Annotated in this window: 13 protein-coding genes and 1 pseudogene; 10 read left to right on the plus strand and 4 right to left on the minus strand. The window is 75.4% G+C overall.

Going from position 1 to position 16,887, the window contains the following annotated elements; genetic code table 11:
• Window positions 1-6 precede the first annotated feature (6 nt).
• The 7 genes from rpmB (at window position 7) to RM780_RS21520 (ending at window position 8,903) form a co-directional block, all read left to right on the plus strand.
• On the plus strand, window positions 7-243 hold the full coding sequence (gene rpmB / locus RM780_RS21485; protein WP_311632470.1) for a 50S ribosomal protein L28: 237 nt from the start codon (window positions 7-9) through the stop codon (window positions 241-243).
• Window positions 243-548 (plus strand): 30S ribosomal protein S14, encoded by a 306-nt coding sequence (rpsN, locus tag RM780_RS21490; protein ID WP_311632471.1) that lies wholly within the window; start codon window positions 243-245, stop codon window positions 546-548. Before rpmB ends, rpsN begins: the two co-directional genes overlap by 1 nt.
• Window positions 549-725: 177 nt before the next feature.
• A complete protein-coding gene (locus tag RM780_RS21495; RefSeq protein ID WP_311632472.1) occupies window positions 726-1,850 on the plus strand; it encodes a serine hydrolase domain-containing protein in 1,125 nt (374 codons plus the stop codon).
• Window positions 1,851-2,198: 348 nt separating this feature from the next.
• Window positions 2,199-3,599: a uracil-xanthine permease family protein gene (locus RM780_RS21505; protein ID WP_311632473.1), complete on the plus strand. Its 1,401-nt coding sequence runs from the start codon at window positions 2,199-2,201 to the stop codon at window positions 3,597-3,599.
• Between the two features lie 218 nt (window positions 3,600-3,817).
• Complete coding sequence (locus RM780_RS21510) at window positions 3,818-5,047, plus strand: cytochrome P450 family protein (protein WP_311632474.1); 1,230 nt, start codon at window positions 3,818-3,820, stop codon at window positions 5,045-5,047.
• Between the two features lie 196 nt (window positions 5,048-5,243).
• Complete coding sequence (locus RM780_RS21515) at window positions 5,244-6,113, plus strand: HalD/BesD family halogenase (protein WP_311632475.1); 870 nt, start codon at window positions 5,244-5,246, stop codon at window positions 6,111-6,113.
• 75 nt (window positions 6,114-6,188) lie between these two features.
• Window positions 6,189-8,903, plus strand: a complete 2,715-nt coding sequence (locus tag RM780_RS21520) for a choline/carnitine O-acyltransferase (RefSeq protein WP_311632476.1) — start codon at window positions 6,189-6,191, stop codon at window positions 8,901-8,903.
• 57 nt (window positions 8,904-8,960) lie between these two features.
• On the opposite strand, the gene RM780_RS21525 is transcribed toward RM780_RS21520, so the two are convergent.
• Entirely contained in the window at window positions 8,961-9,638 is a 678-nt protein-coding gene (locus tag RM780_RS21525) for a FadR/GntR family transcriptional regulator (RefSeq protein ID WP_311632477.1), read from the minus strand.
• Between the two features lie 281 nt (window positions 9,639-9,919).
• Here RM780_RS21525 and RM780_RS21530 point away from each other — a divergent pair.
• Together RM780_RS21530 and RM780_RS21535 are read left to right on the plus strand one after the other, a co-directional pair.
• Window positions 9,920-10,114: pseudogene (locus RM780_RS21530) on the plus strand (MFS transporter); the annotation flags it as partial.
• A gap of 89 nt (window positions 10,115-10,203) precedes the next feature.
• The gene (locus RM780_RS21535) at window positions 10,204-10,992 is read left to right on the plus strand and encodes an acyl-CoA thioesterase (protein ID WP_311632479.1); all 789 of its coding nucleotides are present in this window, start codon (window positions 10,204-10,206) and stop codon (window positions 10,990-10,992) included.
• A gap of 95 nt (window positions 10,993-11,087) precedes the next feature.
• Here the strand turns inward: RM780_RS21535 and RM780_RS21540 are convergent, their stop codons facing one another.
• Both RM780_RS21540 and RM780_RS21545 read right to left on the minus strand, forming a co-directional pair.
• Window positions 11,088-11,504, minus strand: a complete 417-nt coding sequence (locus RM780_RS21540) for a hypothetical protein (protein WP_311632480.1) — start codon at window positions 11,502-11,504, stop codon at window positions 11,088-11,090.
• Window positions 11,505-11,522: 18 nt separating this feature from the next.
• Window positions 11,523-12,182 (minus strand): TetR/AcrR family transcriptional regulator, encoded by a 660-nt coding sequence (locus tag RM780_RS21545; protein ID WP_311632481.1) that lies wholly within the window; start codon window positions 12,180-12,182, stop codon window positions 11,523-11,525.
• 323 nt (window positions 12,183-12,505) lie between these two features.
• On the opposite strand from RM780_RS21545, the gene RM780_RS21550 reads away from it, so the two are divergent.
• The gene (locus tag RM780_RS21550; protein ID WP_311632482.1) at window positions 12,506-16,294 is read left to right on the plus strand and encodes a CHAT domain-containing protein; all 3,789 of its coding nucleotides are present in this window, start codon (window positions 12,506-12,508) and stop codon (window positions 16,292-16,294) included.
• Here the strand turns inward: RM780_RS21550 and RM780_RS21555 are convergent.
• Complete coding sequence (locus RM780_RS21555) at window positions 16,291-16,806, minus strand: mycothiol transferase (RefSeq protein WP_311632483.1); 516 nt, start codon at window positions 16,804-16,806, stop codon at window positions 16,291-16,293. The two genes, RM780_RS21550 and RM780_RS21555, sit on opposite strands and share 4 nt — an antisense overlap.
• Between the last annotated feature and the right edge of the window lie 81 nt (window positions 16,807-16,887).

Raw genomic sequence — 16,887 nt, forward strand, 5'->3', positions numbered from 1 at the left:
GCCGCTTTGTCCGCCCGCTGCCAGCTCACCGGAGCCGAACCCGGCTTCGGCAACCGCATCTCGCACTCCCACCGCCGCACCCGGCGCCGGTTCGACCCCAACATCCAGCGCAGGCGCTACTGGCTGCCCGGCGAGGGGCGCTGGGTCCGGCTCACCCTCAGCGCCCGCGCCATCAAGACCATCGACGTCATCGGCATCGAGGCCGCCGTCGCCCGCATGCGCGCCCGGGGGGAGCGGATCTGATGGCCAAGAAGAGCAAGATCGCCAAGAACGAGAAGCGCCGCGCCACCGTCGAGCGCTACGCCGCCCGCCGCGCCGAGCTGAAGGAGATCATCCGTCGGCCCGGCACCTCCCCGGAGGAACGCGAGGCCGCGCAGCGGGAGTTGAGGCGGCAGCCCCGGGACGCCAGCGCCACGCGGGTGCGCAACCGCGACAGCGGGGACGGCCGCCCGCGCGGCTATCTGCGGAAATTCGGCCTCTCCCGCGTCTCCGTCCGCGAGCAGGCCCACGCCGGGTACCTGCCGGGGGTCACCAAGTCCTCCTGGTGAGGCGGGCGTTGACCGGGCCGCCCCGGGGGACTCCCCGCGTCCCCCCAGCGGGGGACCGGCCGCCGCGGACTTGGCTCCCGCGCGGGACGACCCCGGCGGGGGCGGCTTCCTAGCCTCGCTGGTCAGAAGGGTCCGCGCGAGGAGCGCGCGGGCCGCGCGAGCGAGGGAGGCCGGGGGATGACCCGGACGCGGCGGACCCGTAGGGCGGGCGTGGCGCTGGCCGTGGCCGCGGTGCTGGCCGCCGGCTGCGGCGGCGAGGAGCGGGAGCGCGAACAGGCCCCGCTCACCGACCCGGCCGTGGCCGCGGTGCTGGAGGAACTCCTGCCCCAGGGCGCCGACGGCACGGTCGCCGTGGACCGCGGCGGCGAGCTGGTGCACTGCGCCGGCTTCGGGGACCCCGAGGCCGGCTGCGACACGGTCTACGACATCGGCTCCAACACCAAGCAGTTCACCGCAGCGGCCGTCCTCCGGCTGGAGCGGCAGGGCGAGCTGAACGTCACCGACCGGCTCTCCGAGCACCTGGACGGCCGGGAACTGCCGCCCGACAAGCGGGAGATCACCTTGCACCACCTGCTGACCCACACCGCCGGGCTGCCCGATTCGCTGGGCGACGACTACGACCCGCTGACCCGCGAAGAGATGCTCGACGGCGCCCTCGCCGCCGAGCCGATCGCCGAGCCCGGCGAGCGCTTCGCCTACTCCAACCTCGGCTACAGCGTGCTGGCCGCCGTGGTCGAGATCGCCTCCGGCCGGGACTACGAGGCGTACCTGGCCGAGGAGCTGTTCGCCCCGGCCGGGATGACCAGCACCGGCTACGTCCTGCCCGACTGGGACCCCGCGGACGTCGCCGTCGAGTACGACCCGCGCGGCGAGCCCATGGGCAGGCCCTACGACCACCCCTGGGCCGAGGACGGCCCCCACTGGAACCTCCGGGGCAACGGCGGCCTGCTCTCCACCGCCCGCGACATGCACCGCTGGCACCGGGCCCTTCAGGGCGGCGCCGTGCTGGACGCCGGCGCGCGCGAGCGCCTGGTCGAGCCCTGGGCCGAGATGCCGCCGGAGAGCGAGGACGACCCGCCCTTCGCGTACGGCTACGGCTGGATGACGTTCACGCTGGAGGACGGCACGCCCGTGGCCCTGCACAGCGGCGGCAACGACTGGTCGTTGAGCGTCATCGCCCGCTACCTCGACGACGGCTCCATGGTCTTCTGGGTCACCAACACCGCCGCCCGCGAGGGCGCCTGGAACTTCGACGACCTCACCCGGGAGCTGACGCTGGACCTCGGCGCGACCACGCGCTAGCTGTGTCGTTCGGGCAGGTTGGTGACGCGGCCGGCGGGTGTCTGGCCGCCGATTCCGGTGCGGGGCCGGTGGAAGTGGCACCAGTCCAGCCAGTCGGGGACGCGGGCGGCTTGGGGGCGTAGGCCCGCCCGTCCACGGCGAAGCCCTGGCGCGCGAACTCCTCGGCGGCGTCCTCCCAGAGGCTCCCGCTGTACTCGCCGGTGGGGCCGGCAGAGGGCTCAGAGCGCTCGGGGCGGGGTAACGCCCGCGCTACATGATCGGGCGGGCCTGGCAACGATCGCCTGCGTGAATGTCTGCCCGGAAGGACCCGAAAGGATCACCGAAGGACTCCGGAAGGAGGCAGAGCCCATGGCCGAAGCGCCGAGCCCGCCGCACCCCGTGGACCAGCGGCTGCCCTTCGTGCGGCAGAGCGCGTTCGCCCTCCAGCACGTGCTGATCATGTACACCGGGTGCGTCACCGTGCCGCTGGTCTTCGGCGCGGCGGCCGGTCTGGACCGTTCCACCGTCGCGCTGCTGATCAACGCCGACCTGCTGGTGGCCGGCCTCATCACGCTGGTGCAGAGCCTGGGCCTGGGCCGGATCGCGGGGGTCCGGCTGCCCATCGTCACGGGCGCCACCTTCGCCGGGCTGACGCCGATGATCGTCATCGCCGAGGAGCACGGCCTCCAGGCGGTGTACGGCTCGATGCTGGCCGGGGGAGTGGTGGGCCTGGCCCTGGCCGTGCCGTTCGCCCGCGTCATCCGCTTCTTCCCGCCGCTGGTCACCGGCAGCGTGCTGACCGTCGTCGGCCTGTCCCTGATCGGCGTCTCGGGCGGGCTGATCGTGGGCAACGACCCCGCCGCGCCGGACTTCGCGCGCCCCCTGCACATCGGGCTGGCGGCCCTGGTGGTGCTGATCGCCGTCGCGTTCCTGCTCGCCGGGCGCGGGGTGTGGTCCCAACTGGGCGTCCTCATCGCCCTGCTGGCGGGAACGCTGCTGGCGATCCCGATGGACCTGGTGCACCTGGACGGGGTGGGGGAGGCGGACTGGCTGGGGCTGCCCGACCCGTTCCACTTCGGCGCGCCGCAGTTCCCCATCGCGGCGGTGGTGGCCATGTCCATCGTGATGGCCGTGGTGTTCGCCGAGTCCACGGCGAGCATGCTGGCCGTCGGCGAGATCACCGGCAGGCCCGTCTCGCGCGCGGACCTGGCGCGCGGGCTGGTCGGCGACAGCCTCTCCGGCCTGCTCGCCGGGGTGCTCACCTCCTTCATCGACACCGTCTTCGGTCAGAACGTCGGCGCGGTCGCCACCACCCGCGTCGTCAGCCGCTACGTCACCGCCACCAGCGGCGCGATCCTCGTGGCGCTCGGCCTGGTCCCCAAGCTGGGCGCGCTCGTCGCCGCGCTGCCGGGCGTGGTCGTCGGCGCGGTAGGGCTCATACTCTTCGCCACCGTCGCCCTCATCGGCATCAACACCCTGCGCAAGGTGGACCTGGGGGACCGGGTGAACACCACGATCGCCGCCACGTCGGTGGGCGTCGGCCTGCTGCCGGAGTCCGCTCCCGGCATGTTCGAGAACTTCCCCTCCTCGGCGGAGATCCTGCTGGGCAGCGGCATCACGCTGGCCGCCTGCACCGCGTTCACCCTCAACCTGCTCTTCCACCACACCCGGTTGGGAACGTCCGCCCGCGCCGCCGTCCGCGCCGGCGCGCCGGGGGAGGGGCCGGGCGCCGCTCCGGGGCCCGAGGTGGCGCGCGGCGAGAGCGTCTGACGTTCCGTCAGCATCAGTCGCCCCAGCCGCGACCACGGGGAATGGCCGGACTTGGCGGTAGGCGGGAGGGCCGCCTGCCGCCACCCTGGCCGTGGGAACACGCGCGCGAACCGCCGCGCGCACGTTCGATGCCGCGTCCGTCCTCCCCCGCGGAAGCGACCCACCCGAACGCGGCATGCGATCGCCGCTCCCTCGCCGCACACCGAAGGAGACATCGCATGTCCACCCACCCCTCTGCCGCCGCGCGTCCGCCCGTCCTCCTCGACCCCCTGGGGCGGCGCCTGTTCGCCGAGGCCGCCGAGCTGCGCGCCGCCGGGCCGGCCGTCCGCGTCCGGCTCCCCGAGAACCTCACCGCCTGGTCGGTGACCCGGGGCGACGTCGTGCGCACCCTGCTCAACCACCCGGACGTCTCCCGGGACGCCCGCCACTCCTGGCCCGGGTACGAGCCCGGGGCCGTGGCCTGGATCAGCAGCTTCGTGGACACGGTCAGCATGCTCACCACCGACGGCGCCGACCACGCGCGGCTGCGCCGCCTGGTGGGCTCGGCGTTCTCCGCCCGCCGCGTCGAGGCGCTGCGCCCGGCCATCGAGGCCCTGGTCGCGGAGCTGATCGAGGGCCTCGCGCGCAGGACCGGGGGCGAACCGGTCGACCTGCGGGCGGCGTTCTCCTACCAGGTGCCCACCCGCGTGATCTGCGACCTCTTCGGCGTCCCCGGCGAGCAGCGGCCCGACATGCTCGCCCTGGTGGACAGCATCGTGAACACCGGCGCCTCGCTGGAGGCCGCCCGGCTCACCAGCGAGCGCCAATTCCTCATCATGGAACGGCTGCTGGAGTACAAGCGGGCCCATCCCGGCGACGACATGACCAGCCAGCTCGTCAACCTCCAGGCGGAGGACGGCGATCGCCTCTCCGGGCGCGAACTCCTCTCCACGCTGGTGCTGATGATCGGCGCGGGCTCGGAGACCACCGTCTCGCTGATCGACCATGCCGTGGTCGCCCTGCTGACCCATCCCGGCCAGCTCGCCGAGGCGCGGCGGGACGAGGCGCGGTGGGCGGACGTCATCGAGGAGGCGCTGCGCGCGGAACCGCCGGTGATGCACGTGCCGTTGCGCTTCGCGACGGCCGACATCGACCTGGGCGAGGGGGTGACCATCGCCGCCGGGGACCTCATTCTCATCGCCTTCGGGGCGCACGGCCGCGACCCGGCCGTCCACGCCGATCCCGAGTCCTTCTCCATCGACCGCGAGGACAAGCAGCACCTCGCCTTCGGCCACGGCATCCACTTCTGCCTGGGCGCCCCCCTGGCCCGCCTGGAGGCATCCATCGCCCTCCCCGCCCTCTTCGACGCCTTCCCCCGCATCCACCTGGCCGCCGACCCCGCGTCCCTGGAACGCAACACCTCCCTCATCGTCAACGACTACCGCGCTCTCCCGGTCCACTTGAGCTGAGGCGGTCGGCCGCCCCGGAGACCGGGGCGGCTTGCTCGGCCGCCCCCTGCGGCGTCTCGCAGAGGGATGACACATACCCCTGCGGCGGTTGAGTCCTCACGTGTGGCTGTAGGTGGCATCAGTCACAAAGACGTTAACGCCCAGGGGTCGCATGACATGAATGGGCTAAGTCCCCTTTGACGTCTGCGAGGACCTGATGAGCACTCCGGAAGCCCGGCTGATCGGACAGGTGGTCGACACCGTCCGTTATCCCCTCACGGAGCCCGACAGCCCGGCGTGGCGGTCCGTCGTCGCCCGGACGCGGAGGGAGCTGGCCGAGGCCGGGTGCAGCGTGCTGCCCGGCTTCATCCCTCCCGCCCTTCAGGACACGCTGCGCCGCGAGGGCGCCTCGGTCGCCCCGCTCGCCCACGACGAGGTCGAGACGGTCAACGCCTACAACATCGCCGTGGACGACTCCCTCCCGGCCGACCACCCGGCGCGCATACCCTTCCGGCGCGGCAACGCGTTCGTCTCCCGGGACCGCATCCCCCAGGACGCGGTCATCCACCGCCTCTACTCCGGCGAGCTGTTCCAGCGCTTCGTCGCCGACTGCTTCGAACTGCCCCGGCTCCACGAACTGGCCGACCCGCTCTCCGGGCTGGTGCTGAACGTCGTGCGGCCGGGCATGGAGCACCCCTGGCACTTCGACACCAACGAGTTCACCGTCAGCATGCTCACGCAACAGGCCCAGGACGGCGGCGTCTTCGAATACTGCCCCGGCATCAGGTCCGCCCGGGCGGAGAACTTCGGCGACGTGCGTGACGTGATCACCGGCCGCGGCGGGCACCTGATCCGCCGCCTCGAACTGCGGCCGGGGGACCTGCAGTTGTTCAAGGGCCGGTATTCGCTGCACCGGGTGAGCGAAGTGCGCGGCGCGACGGAGCGGCACACGGCGATCTTCGCCTACAGCGAGCGGCCGGGCGTCATCGGCAGCGTGGCCCGCACCCGGCAGCTCTTCGGCCGGGTCCTGCCCGAACACCTCGCGGCGGCGGACCGCGCCGTGCGGGTGGACCAGCTGCTCGACTGACACGGAGCCCGGCGTTCCGCGGCCTCGCCGCCGACCCCCCACCCCGCTCCCAGGTCTCCCGAAGGAACGCGACTCGTGCATTTCGACACGACCGGCAAGATCTCGCTCGACCACATCTACACCCAGCCCGACCCGCGCCACTACTTCACCACCCTGCGCCGCCTGGACTACCGGATCCCCCAGCTCGCCAAGCCCTACTTCGCCCGCCTCCTCGACGAGTACCGCCAGGCCCGGCGCGTCACCGCGCCCACCGTCCTGGACATCGGCTGCTCCTACGGCATCAACGCCGCGCTGCTGACCTGCGACCTGACCATGGACGAGCTGTACCGGCGCTACGGCGCCGAGGCCGTGGGCGCCCTCAGCCGCGAGACGCTGCTGACCCGCGACCGCGAGCTGGTGCGCGGGCGCCAGCGGCCCGGCCGGGCCCGCTTCACCGGCCTGGACACCTCCCGCCCCGCCCTGTCCTACGCGCTGGCCGCCGGCTTCCTCGACGCCGCCGTCCACGCCGACCTGGAGGGCCGCGAGCCCACCCCCCGGGAGACCGAACGCCTGGCCGCGGCCGACCTGATCATCTCCACCGGCTGCTTCGGCTACGTCACCGAACGCACCCTCACCCGCGTCGTGGAGGCCCATGGCGACCGGCGGCCGTGGATGGCACACTTCGTGCTGCGGATGTTCCCCTTCGAATCCGTCACGGAGACCCTGGCCGGGGAGGGATACGAGACCGTTCGACTGGACCGCACCTTCAAGCAGCGGCGGTTCGCCTCGCCCGAGGAGCAGTCACTCGTCCTGGACACGCTCTCGGACGTCGGCGTCGACCCGCAGGGTCTGGAGACCGACGGCTGGCTCTACGCCCAGCTTCACCTCTCCCGCCCCCGCGCCGCGCACAGCGCCGTCATCCCCCTCGCGGCCGGCCAGGCCCGACTCCCGCATTCCCAACCACCCAGCGCAGGGACGAACGTGAACAGTAGTCAAGAGCCCACCTCCGCCCGCACCTTCGAGCACGAGGACACGCTCCCGCGCGTCCCGCTGCCCGCCCTGGAGGACACCTGCCGGCGTTTCACCGAGTGGTCCGCGCCGCTGCTGACCGAGGAGGAGCGCGCCGAAACCGCCGCCGCGGTGGAGGAGTTCCTGCGCGAGGACAGCCCCGCGCGCACGCTGCACGCGGCCCTGGAGGCGTACGACGCCACCGAGGGCGTGCACAGCTGGCTCGACACCTTCTGGCCCTCGCGCTACCTGGGCCGGCGCGACCGGATCGCGCTGAACGCCAACTTCTTCTTCCTCTTCCAGGACACCGACCAGGGCCAGGTGGACCGGGCCGCCGGCCTCATCGCCGCCGCCGTGCACTACAAGAAGCTGCTGGACGAGGAGCGCGTCCCGCCCGTCACCCAGCGCGGTCGCCCGCTGTCCATGGAGCAGAACAAGTTCCTCTTCTCCGCCACCCGCATCCCCGGCGCCGAGCAGGACACCGTCCGCGTGCCCTACACCGGCGAGTGGCCCGGCCCCTCCGCGGCCCGCCACATCGTCGTCTTCCACCGCGGCAACGCCTTCCGCATGGACGTCATCGGCCCCGACGGCGCCCCCCACAGCCTGGACGACCTGACGGCCGGCCTGCGCGACGTCCTCAAGGCCGGGGCGGTGCGCGCCGCCCCCGACACCTCGGTGGGCCACCTCACCACCAAGGCCCGCGCCGAGTGGGCGGCCAGCCGTCAGGCCCTGCTGGCCGCCGCGCCCGGCAACGCCGCCGCCCTGGAGGAGATCGAGACCGCGCTGTTCTGCGTCTGTCTGGAGGACGTCACCCCCGGCGACACGCTGAACGCCTGCGACCTGCTGCTGCACGGCGACAGCGGCAACCGCTGGTTCGACAAGGCCGTCTCCCTGATCGTCTTCGAGGACGGCCGGGCCGGGATCAACGTCGAGCACTGCGGCCTGGACGGAACGACCATCCTCAGCTTCGTGGACGCCCTCCTGGGCACGCCGGCCGAGGAGCAGTCCGCCGCCTCCGGCGCCCGCTCCCAGGGCCTGCCGCCCGTGGAGCTCATCGAGTTCACCCTGGACGAGGCGCTGCGCTCCGACATCGCGGCGGCCGGCGCCTCCTTCGCCGCCTACGCCGAGGCCACCGCCACCACCACCGTCTCCTTCGAGGACTTCGGGCAGAACCGCGCCAAGCAGCTGCGCATATCGCCCGACGCCTTCGTGCAGATGGCCTACCAGCTCGCCCACCAGCGTTCCAAGGGGCACATCGGCGCCACCTACGAGTCCATCGCCACCCGGCAGTACCGGCGCGGCAGGACGGAGGCGATGCGCGTGGTGACGCCCGAGGTGCTGGCGTTCGTCGCGGCCATGGAGGACCCGGGGGCCGACACCGCCGCCCGGCTCGCCGCGTTCCGCGCCGCCGCCGACGCGCACGTGCGCCGCGCCAAGGAGTGCCAGGCCGGCGAGGCGCCCGAGCAGCACCTGTGGGAGCTCCAGCTCATCCAGAAGCGCCGCGGCGCCGAACTGGGCGCGACGGAGCCGCTGACGCTGTACGGGACGCCGGGCTGGGTGAAGATGCGCGACGACTACCTCAGCACCAGCTCGGCGCCGTCGAAGAACATCCAGTACTTCGGCTTCGGCTCCACCAGCGACCGGTGCATCGGCGTCGCCTACGTGCTTCTGCCCGACCGCTTCAACCTCTACCTCAGCACGCCGCGCCCGGTGGCCGAGCAGATGCACGTCTTCGCCGACCGCCTGCGGGTGGCCGTGGCGGAGCTCCAGGACCTGCTCGCCACGGAGCAGCCCCCGGCCTGACCCGGGACGGCCCGACGCGGGCCGTCCTGCGTCGGGCCGTCCCGCGCCGCGGCGGCTTCAGCCCGCCGCGGCGCAGGCCGCCGCCGTGTGGGAGGCGGCCTCGGCGGATGCCGCGTCCGGGTCCCCGGCGCGGATCGCCTCCAGGAGGCGGGCGTGGTCCATGTGCGCGGCCTGGCTCAGCCCCGCCTCGAAGTGCTCGCGCAGCGAGCGCCGGATCACCTCCCCGAGGTCGGCGTACAGCCCGGCCAGGACCTCGCTGTGCGAGGCCGCGACCACCGCCAGGTGGAAGGCCGCGTCCGCGTCCACGAACGCGTCCCGCTCGCCCGACTCCCAGGCCAGCTCCCGGCGTCGGAGCAGATCGGCCAGCCGCGCCAGGTCCTCCTCGGTGCGCCGCCGCGCCGCCATGCCGGCCGCCGCGACCTCCAGCGCGCCGCGCGCCTCGACCACGTCCTCCCGGGGCGTGGCGGCGAAGCGGCGGCACATCACCCCGGCAAGCTCGCTCGTCGCGGCGACGTAGGTGCCAGAGCCGTGCCGGATGTCCAGCAGGCCGTTGTGCGCCAGCGCGCGGACGGCCTCGCGCACGGTGTTGCGCGCCACGCCCAGGAGGCTCACCAGCTCGGGCTCGGTGGGGATGCGGGAGCCCACGGGCCAGGCGCCGGAGGTGATCTGGGCGCGCAGCGCGGCGACCACCTGCTCGAACAGGCCGGCGGGGCGGGGGACTGGACGCAGACTCATCCCATGATTATACGATGCGGGAGTGCCGGAGGAGGAAGCCCCAGCCCCGCGCCGGGCGCCGCCGCGGCCCGGCTCGGAAGGGCGCGCCGCCGGCCCCTCGCGCGCCCTCGCGGTCGCGGCCCTGCTGCTGGCCGCCGTCAACCTGCGGCCCGCCGTCACCGGCCTGGGACCCGTGCTGGAGGAGGCGCGGGCCGGGCTCGGCATGAGCGCCACGGCCGCCGGCCTGCTCACCGCCCTGCCCGCCGTGTGCTTCGCGCTCGTCGGCCTCACCGCGCCCCGGCGGAGCGAGCGTGGTCCGGCTCTCCGCCTTCGCCCAGGGCGCGGGCTATCTGCTCTCCGTCCCGGGGCCGTTGCTCGTCGGCGCCCTCTACGAGCGAACCGGCGGCTGGGGCACGCCGCTGGCCCTGATGGCGCTGCTGATGGGCGCGCAGACGGCGGCGGGCGCCGTGGCCGGGCGCGACCGGGAGCTGGGCTGAACGTCACAGTCAACGCTGACTGTCGGCACTGTACGATGCCGGGGAAACGCCCCCAAGAGCCCGGGGGCGACGGGGGAAGGAGTCCTTCGGTGACGAGCACCGCCCGCCACTCGCTGTCCGACCTGTTCGTGCTCGCCCCCGCGGGCGAGGACCGCTTCCGGGCCGAGGCGCTGTGGCCCGAGCCCTTCCCGCTCTACGGCGGGCAGGTCGCCGCCCAGGCCCTGTACGCGGCGGCCCTGACCGTCCGCGAGGACCGCCGGCCCCACGCGTTCCACGCCCACTACCTGCTGCCGGGGGACACCGCGCGCCCGCTGGACTTCCGGGTGGAACGCGACCGCGACGGCCGGTCGTTCTCCAGCCGCCGCGTCGTGGTCACCCAGGGCGGCGCGCCCGTCGTCACGCTCGCCGCCTCCTTCCACACCGGGGGCCGGGGCCCGGACCGGCAGTTCGCCCGCCCGCCGCGCGTCACCCCGCCCGGCGCCTCGGAGCGCGGCGACTTCCCGCGCCTGTCCCTCGTCGAGTGGCGCCAGCCGGAGCAGGAGGCCGAGGAGGAGTACCTGTGGCCGCCGCGGCTGTGGGCCCGTCCGCCCGGCGGGCTGCCCGAGGGCCCGGTCGCCACGGCCTGCGCGCTGGCGTACGTCTCGGACGCCTCCATGGCCGCGATGGGCCCGGGCGGCCCCGGGACCGGCATCACGCTGAACCACAGCGTGTGGTTCCACCGCCTGCCCGCCGCCGCCGACTGGACGCTCCTCGACCTGAGCGCGGGCACGGTGTCCGACGGCCGCGGCTGGTACACGGGCGCTCTGTACGCCGAGAACGGCCGCCTGCTGGCGAGCCTCGCCCAGGAGGTCGTCTACCGGAGCCCGCGCGCCGCCTGAGCCCGCCGACGGCCATCCGGGAACACGGGCGGCGCGGCCGTCCGTCGCGCGGTCCTGCGGGGCGCGCCCGGCGAGCCGCGCCGCGAGCGGCGTGGTCAGGCGTGGCCGGGGCTCCGGCCGTCCCGCCGGAGCACGCGGGTGCCCGCCTCCGTCCGGTCGGTCTCCGGCAGCAGGAGGCCGGCCACGGACAGCGCGGCCCAGGCCGCGGAGACGGCGACCGCGCCCGCGCGGCGGGCCCGGCCCGCCGGGAGCGTGCCGCCCAGGAGGGCCGCGTCGCCGAGGTCCGACGCGAGGCGCACGGCCGCGGCCGTGCGCAGGGCCGGGCCCTGCGGGGCCAGCGCGAGGGCCAGCCCGCTCGCCGCGTCCCGCCACGCCAGGGGGCGCACCGCCGCCCGCACCGCCGCGCCGTCGCCCAGGCCCGAGGGCCGCGCCAGCAGCCCCGGCCGGGCCGCCACCGCCAGGCCGTAGAGGGCCGTGGCCGCGCCCACCGTTCTCAGCAGTCGTGTCCGCATGCCCCTACTGTGCCCCGGTCAGTCGCCGTGCAGCATCCGGTCGGCCAGGTCCTTCCACGCCGGCAGGCGCGGGTCCGTGGCCGGGGGGTGGTCGCGGAAGGCGTAGGTGAGGGCAGCGCCGCGCATGCTCGTCATCAGCACGTCGCGCAGCTCGCGGGCGCCGGGGCGGCCCAGGGCGGCCGGGCCCCAGGTGCGCTCGACGCAGGCCAGGACCGAGGCGGTCACCGCGCGCTCGGCCGGGCGCAGCGCCTCGCGGAGCGAGGGGTCGGTGCGCGCGGCGTTCCACAGCTCCATCGCGGCCCAGAAGAAACGGCGGTGGTGGCTCTCCCACAGCAGCTCCACGAAGCGGTCGCTGCGCGCCCGGCCCTCCGGCACCGCGGCCAGCTCCCGCACCACGCGCTCCTGGTTCCGGGGGGACTCCGTGTCGGCCACGTGCAGCGCGGCGGCGACCAGCAGCTCTTCGCGGGAGCGGAAGTGGTGCAGCAGGCCGCCTCGGGAGACCCCGGCGCGGGCCTGGATGGCGAGCGTGGAGGCTCCGGCGTAGCCGTTCTCCATCAGGCAGGCGACCGCCGCGTCCAGGATCAGCTCCCGGGTCTGCCGCGGCCTGCCGGGCACGTCGCGCGCCTCGGGCGGCGCCGGCGTCTCGGAGGGAGCCGACGGCTCCGGCGGCGGGCTCATCCGGCCAGCATAGCCAGCGCGGGGCCGCCCGCCTCCCGGCCATGCGCGGGCGCCCGCCGCGGAGTCCCGCCCCGCGGCGGGGAGGCGGTCCGGAAGGGACGGCAACGAAAGCCGGAAGGGGCCGCGACGAAGGCCAAATGAAGCGAAACGAAGGCGGATGAAAGGAAGACGCCAGCGGGCGGCGAAGATCTCGGGCCCTGCCCCCGGAAGCGGGCCGCGGGTGAAATCCTTGAACGCCTCACCGGACCTCCGGTCCGGACCGACCGCACAGAACACCGGAGCCGCCGCCCGCGCAGGGGCGGACCGGACGGGGGGCAGCGAGCGTGACGGACGAGGAATCCCGCGGCGACCGGGCCGCCGAGCGAGACACCGGCGCCGGCAGCGGCGTGGCCCGCGCGGACTCGCTGCGCGAGACGGCCGCCGCAGCCGTGCGCCTGGCCGACGAGGTGCTGGGCCGGACGCCGTTCCGGCCGGGCGAGGGGTCCAGGCGGGTCACCGGACAACTGGCCTCGGTCGAGGCCCGGTTGCCCGAGGACGAGCCGCTGCGCGCCGCCCTCGTTCCCCGGCTCGGCTGCCTGCTGGGCCTGCACCTCGCCCTGCCCGGAGCCGACCGGGCAAAGCCCGGGCCCGCGTCGCGCGAGACCGCCCTGCGCCACCTCCGCTGGAGCGACGAACGGCTGCCGCCCACCGATCCGCTCGCCACGCGGGCCCGGGGCGTTCTGCTCCTGCTCCTGGTCCCCGCCCACTGCCGGCGTGCCGCCGGCCGCTCCCGCGGGGAGGAGGGCGAGCAGCCGCCGATCCACCGCTGCGACCCGCGGGACCTGACGGCGGCCCTGGGGGTCCTCGACCGGCTGGCCGTCCCCCCGCAGGGCCCGGAGCGGCGCCAGTGGCAGAAGTACCTCAGGGAGGAGATCGAGGCGACGCTGTCCTCCGCCTCGGTCCCCCTCCGGGAGAGCCCGGCGGAGGCCGGGGCGGCCCGCGCCCGCCCCGGCGCGGAGCCGTCCTCCGACCCGCTGGCCGCCGCCCTGGGGACCGTGCTCGCGTGGGCGCACGAGGACGTCCGGCGCTTCACGGACGTCCTGCGGTGGCTCTGCTCCGCCCTCAACCACGCCCCCCTCCCCCCGGCCCAAGCCGCGGAACAGCTCGCCGGACTGGGCCTGGACGCACCGGAGTTCACCTCGCTTCACGCGTTGTTCCTCGGCCTCAGGACCCGCCGGGGGGAACGAGCCCCGCTGGCCGGCGACACCCGCCGCTGCGCCGACGCGGCCCGGCTGGCCCTGCGCGCGGTGCCGCCGAACGCGCCCGAACGACCCCGTCTCGCCCGGATCCACGCCGCCCTGCTGCTGCACGCGCACTACCTGGCACCCGGCACGATGGACTTCGCGGAGGTCGACGACGAGGGCATGGCGGAGCCGGACAGGCACCCGGCGGGCCGTACCACGTGGTGCCGCGAGATCGGCCTCACCCTGGACCAGTTCCTGCCCGCGGTGGCCGACGTGGCGCGGATGTCGCACACGCACGACCGGCGGGACCTGGAGCGGAGCGTCGCCAGGCTCAGGAGGATCATCGACGCGCTGCCCCGGGACGGCGGGCAGGGCGCCGCCGGCCGGCGGCGCCTCATCGGCGTGCTCGGCGACCACCTCAGCCGGGCGAGGACGCTGGGCGGCAACCTCCAGGACACCGACGCCCTGCTCGCGATCACCCGGGACCTGCTCGCCGAACACCACCGCGACGGCTCCCGGCCCCCGGTGCACGCGACGCTGCTGGCGTCCTTCGCCGAGCTCTCCCGGGTCCGCCGCGGCGGGGACCCGGACCGGCTGCGCCGATTGATCGAGGAGCTGAGCGGGCGTTACGCCTCGCTGCGGCCCGACGACAGCTTCCGCTTCCGCCTGGCCGAGCACCTGGCCGAGGCCCACCACGAGCTGGCCGCCCGCGGCAACGACCCGGAGGGACTGCGCGTCGCCGCCGGGTATCTGCGGGCGGTGACCGAGTCCGATCCGCCGCCGCTCTCCCCGCTCGCCGAGCCGGACTTCCGGCGCGCGCGGGCCCACGCGCTGGTGAGGCTGGTCCGCATCGAACCCGGCCGGGAGGCCGCCCAGCGCGCCGTCGCGGAGGTCCACCGCGTCATCGAGGAGGCACACGCGGGCGGGGACGCCGAGTCGGGCCTGCGCCACGCCCTGGGCAGCGCCCTGCTTCACGCCTCCCGTCACCTCCGCGACGCGGACCTCCTCAACCTGAGCATCGCCGAACTGGACCGGGTCCGGGAGGCGGCGGCCCAGGGCCCGGGCGGCCCGCGACAGGCGGACGCCCTGGCGGAGCTGTCCGAGGCCTACTGGCTGCGTTCCCGGTTCCGGCGCTGTGCCTGCGCCGACCGCGACCGGCTGGCCGGCCTGGACGCCGGCCGGGAGGCGCTGCTGCGGCTGTCCGCCGACGTGCTCCTCCAGCTCGGGGCCGACCACGGCCTGTCGGTGGCGCGTGCCGGCGCGGCCCGGGCGCAGTGGCTGGCCCACCGGAACGCCGTGACCGGCCGCCCGGCCCGTGCGGTGGAGGCGCTCGAACTGGGCCGCGCCCTGGTGCTGCGGGCCGCCGCCGCCTCGCGCACCGTCCCCGAACTGCTCGTGGCCCGCGACCGGCCCGACCTCGCCGCGCGGTGGCGCGCCGAGGTTCCCGACGACCTGCTCCGGCCCGGGGCCGCCTCCGCGCTGCTCGCGCCGTCCGCCGGCCCGCAGCTCCTCAGCAGCCTGCGGCGCACGGTGCTCGACGTGCTGGGCGCGGAGGCGGGGAGCGCGGAACCGCTCGGCGTACCGGACTCCCCGCGCCTGGCCGCCGGGCTCGCCGAGGCGGGCGCCGACGCGCTGGTCTACCTCGTCCCCGGCGTGCGGGACGGGGCCACCGCCATGCCCGGGTTCGCGCTGGTCATCCGTCCGGGCGCCGGCGGGGCGGCGGAGCCCGCCGTCCTGAAGCTGCCGCTGCTGGCCCCGGGCGACGGGCCGCTGGAGCGTTACCTCGCCGCCGCCGCCGAGCGGTCCCGGGCGATCACCGGCCCCGCCGGGGACCCCTCCGAGCGCCGGCTCCGCGAGGAGCGCTGGCGGGCGGCGCTGAACGACCTGTGCGACTGGGCCTGGACGGCCGCCATGGGGCCCGTCCTGGCGGCCGTGAGCCCCCTCACCCGGCGGCCGAGGATGGTGCTGGTGCCCTGCGACCGGCTCGGAGCCGTTCCCTGGCACGCGGCACGGATCCGCTTCGACCCGGGCCCGGACGGCGCGTACGGCCACCGCTACGCCTGCCAGGAGGCGCTGATCAGCTACGCCGCCTCGGGCACCCAGTTCCTGCGCGCCGCGGCCCGGGAGCGGATGCGGAACTCCGGGCGCCGCGTGCTGGTCGCCGACCCCGAACTCGACCTGCTCTGGCCGGGGATCGAGACGGAGGCCCTGCGCTCCGGCTGTTATCCCGACGCCCTGCGCTACGGCGAGTTCCCCGACTCCAAAGCGGCTCCCGACGCGTACGGAACCCCCGCCGAGCTTCTCGCCGTCCTGCCGGGCGGGGACACGCCGACCGCCGTCCTGCACATCTCCTGCCACGCCCTCGCCGGCCCGAGTCCGACGCGCTCGGCGCTGCGGCTCGCCCGCCCCGTGGGGGGCCGCGCGGAGGCCGGGCGCCTGACCGTGGCGCGCATCCTGGACGGCGCCGCCACCCGCCCGCCGGAGGCCGCGGGCCCGCTGGTCGTGCTCAGCGCGTGCGAGACCGACCTCAGTACCCGCGACCACGAGGAGGCCCTGACCCTGGCCACCGCCCTGGTCGTCCGCGGCGCGGCCGACGTCGTCGGCTCCCGCTGGGCCGTGCGCGACGCCGCGACGGCCCTCATGATGGTCGTCTTCCACCACTTCCTCACCGCGCGCGGCCACGCGCCGCCGGACGCCCTGCGCGCCGCCCAGCTGTGGATGCTCGACCCGGACCGCGAGCCCCCGCCCGGCCTCCCCCCGTCCCTGGCCCGGGAGGCCTCCCGCCCCGACCTCGGCCAGGTCCACCTGTGGGCCGCGTTCACCCACCAGGGCAGCCCGGTCGCCGCGGCTCCGGGGCCCGCGGGACAGGCGCGCGGCACCGGGTCCTAGCGGCGGCGCAGGACGCCGCGGACGAAGGCGGCCTGGCCGGCGTGCTGGGTGGCGTCGTCCAGGACGCTGACCAGGCGGACGCCGAGGGTGACGTGCGGGGTCCAGGAGGTGTCCACCACCCGGTCCAGGTCGGCGTCCTCCAGGTCCGCGAGGTAGGCCACGGTCCGCTCGTGGACCGCCTCGTGGTAGCCCGTCAGCAGGTCGGTGCCCAGGCCGCGCAGGGCGCCGACGTCCGCGCTGGAGTGGGCGTAGCCCGTGGAGGCGGGGTCGAAGGGCAGGCCGAAGCGGTCGAACCAGCCCTGTCCGGTCCACACCTGCTCGGTCCCGGCGACCTCGGCGACGTGGTCGTCCTGCACCCGCGTCAGGTGCCACACCAGCCAGGCGATCGAGTTGGCGTCGGGGTCGAGGCGGGCGGTGAGGTCGGCCTCCTCAAGGCCGGAGACCACGCTCCGGACGTGCTCCTCGACGCGGCCGAAGCCGTCGATCAGCAGGTTCGCGGCGGCGCTCGGCATGGCGTTGCTCCCTCTCTCCGCACCTCTCGGTGACGGAACGTCAGTGGCCCGGCCCACGGTACGCGACGGGCGGACCGGGTG

The organism is Streptomyces boetiae (assembly GCF_031845405.1).
GTDB lineage: Bacteria > Actinomycetota > Actinomycetes > Streptomycetales > Streptomycetaceae > Streptomyces > Streptomyces boetiae.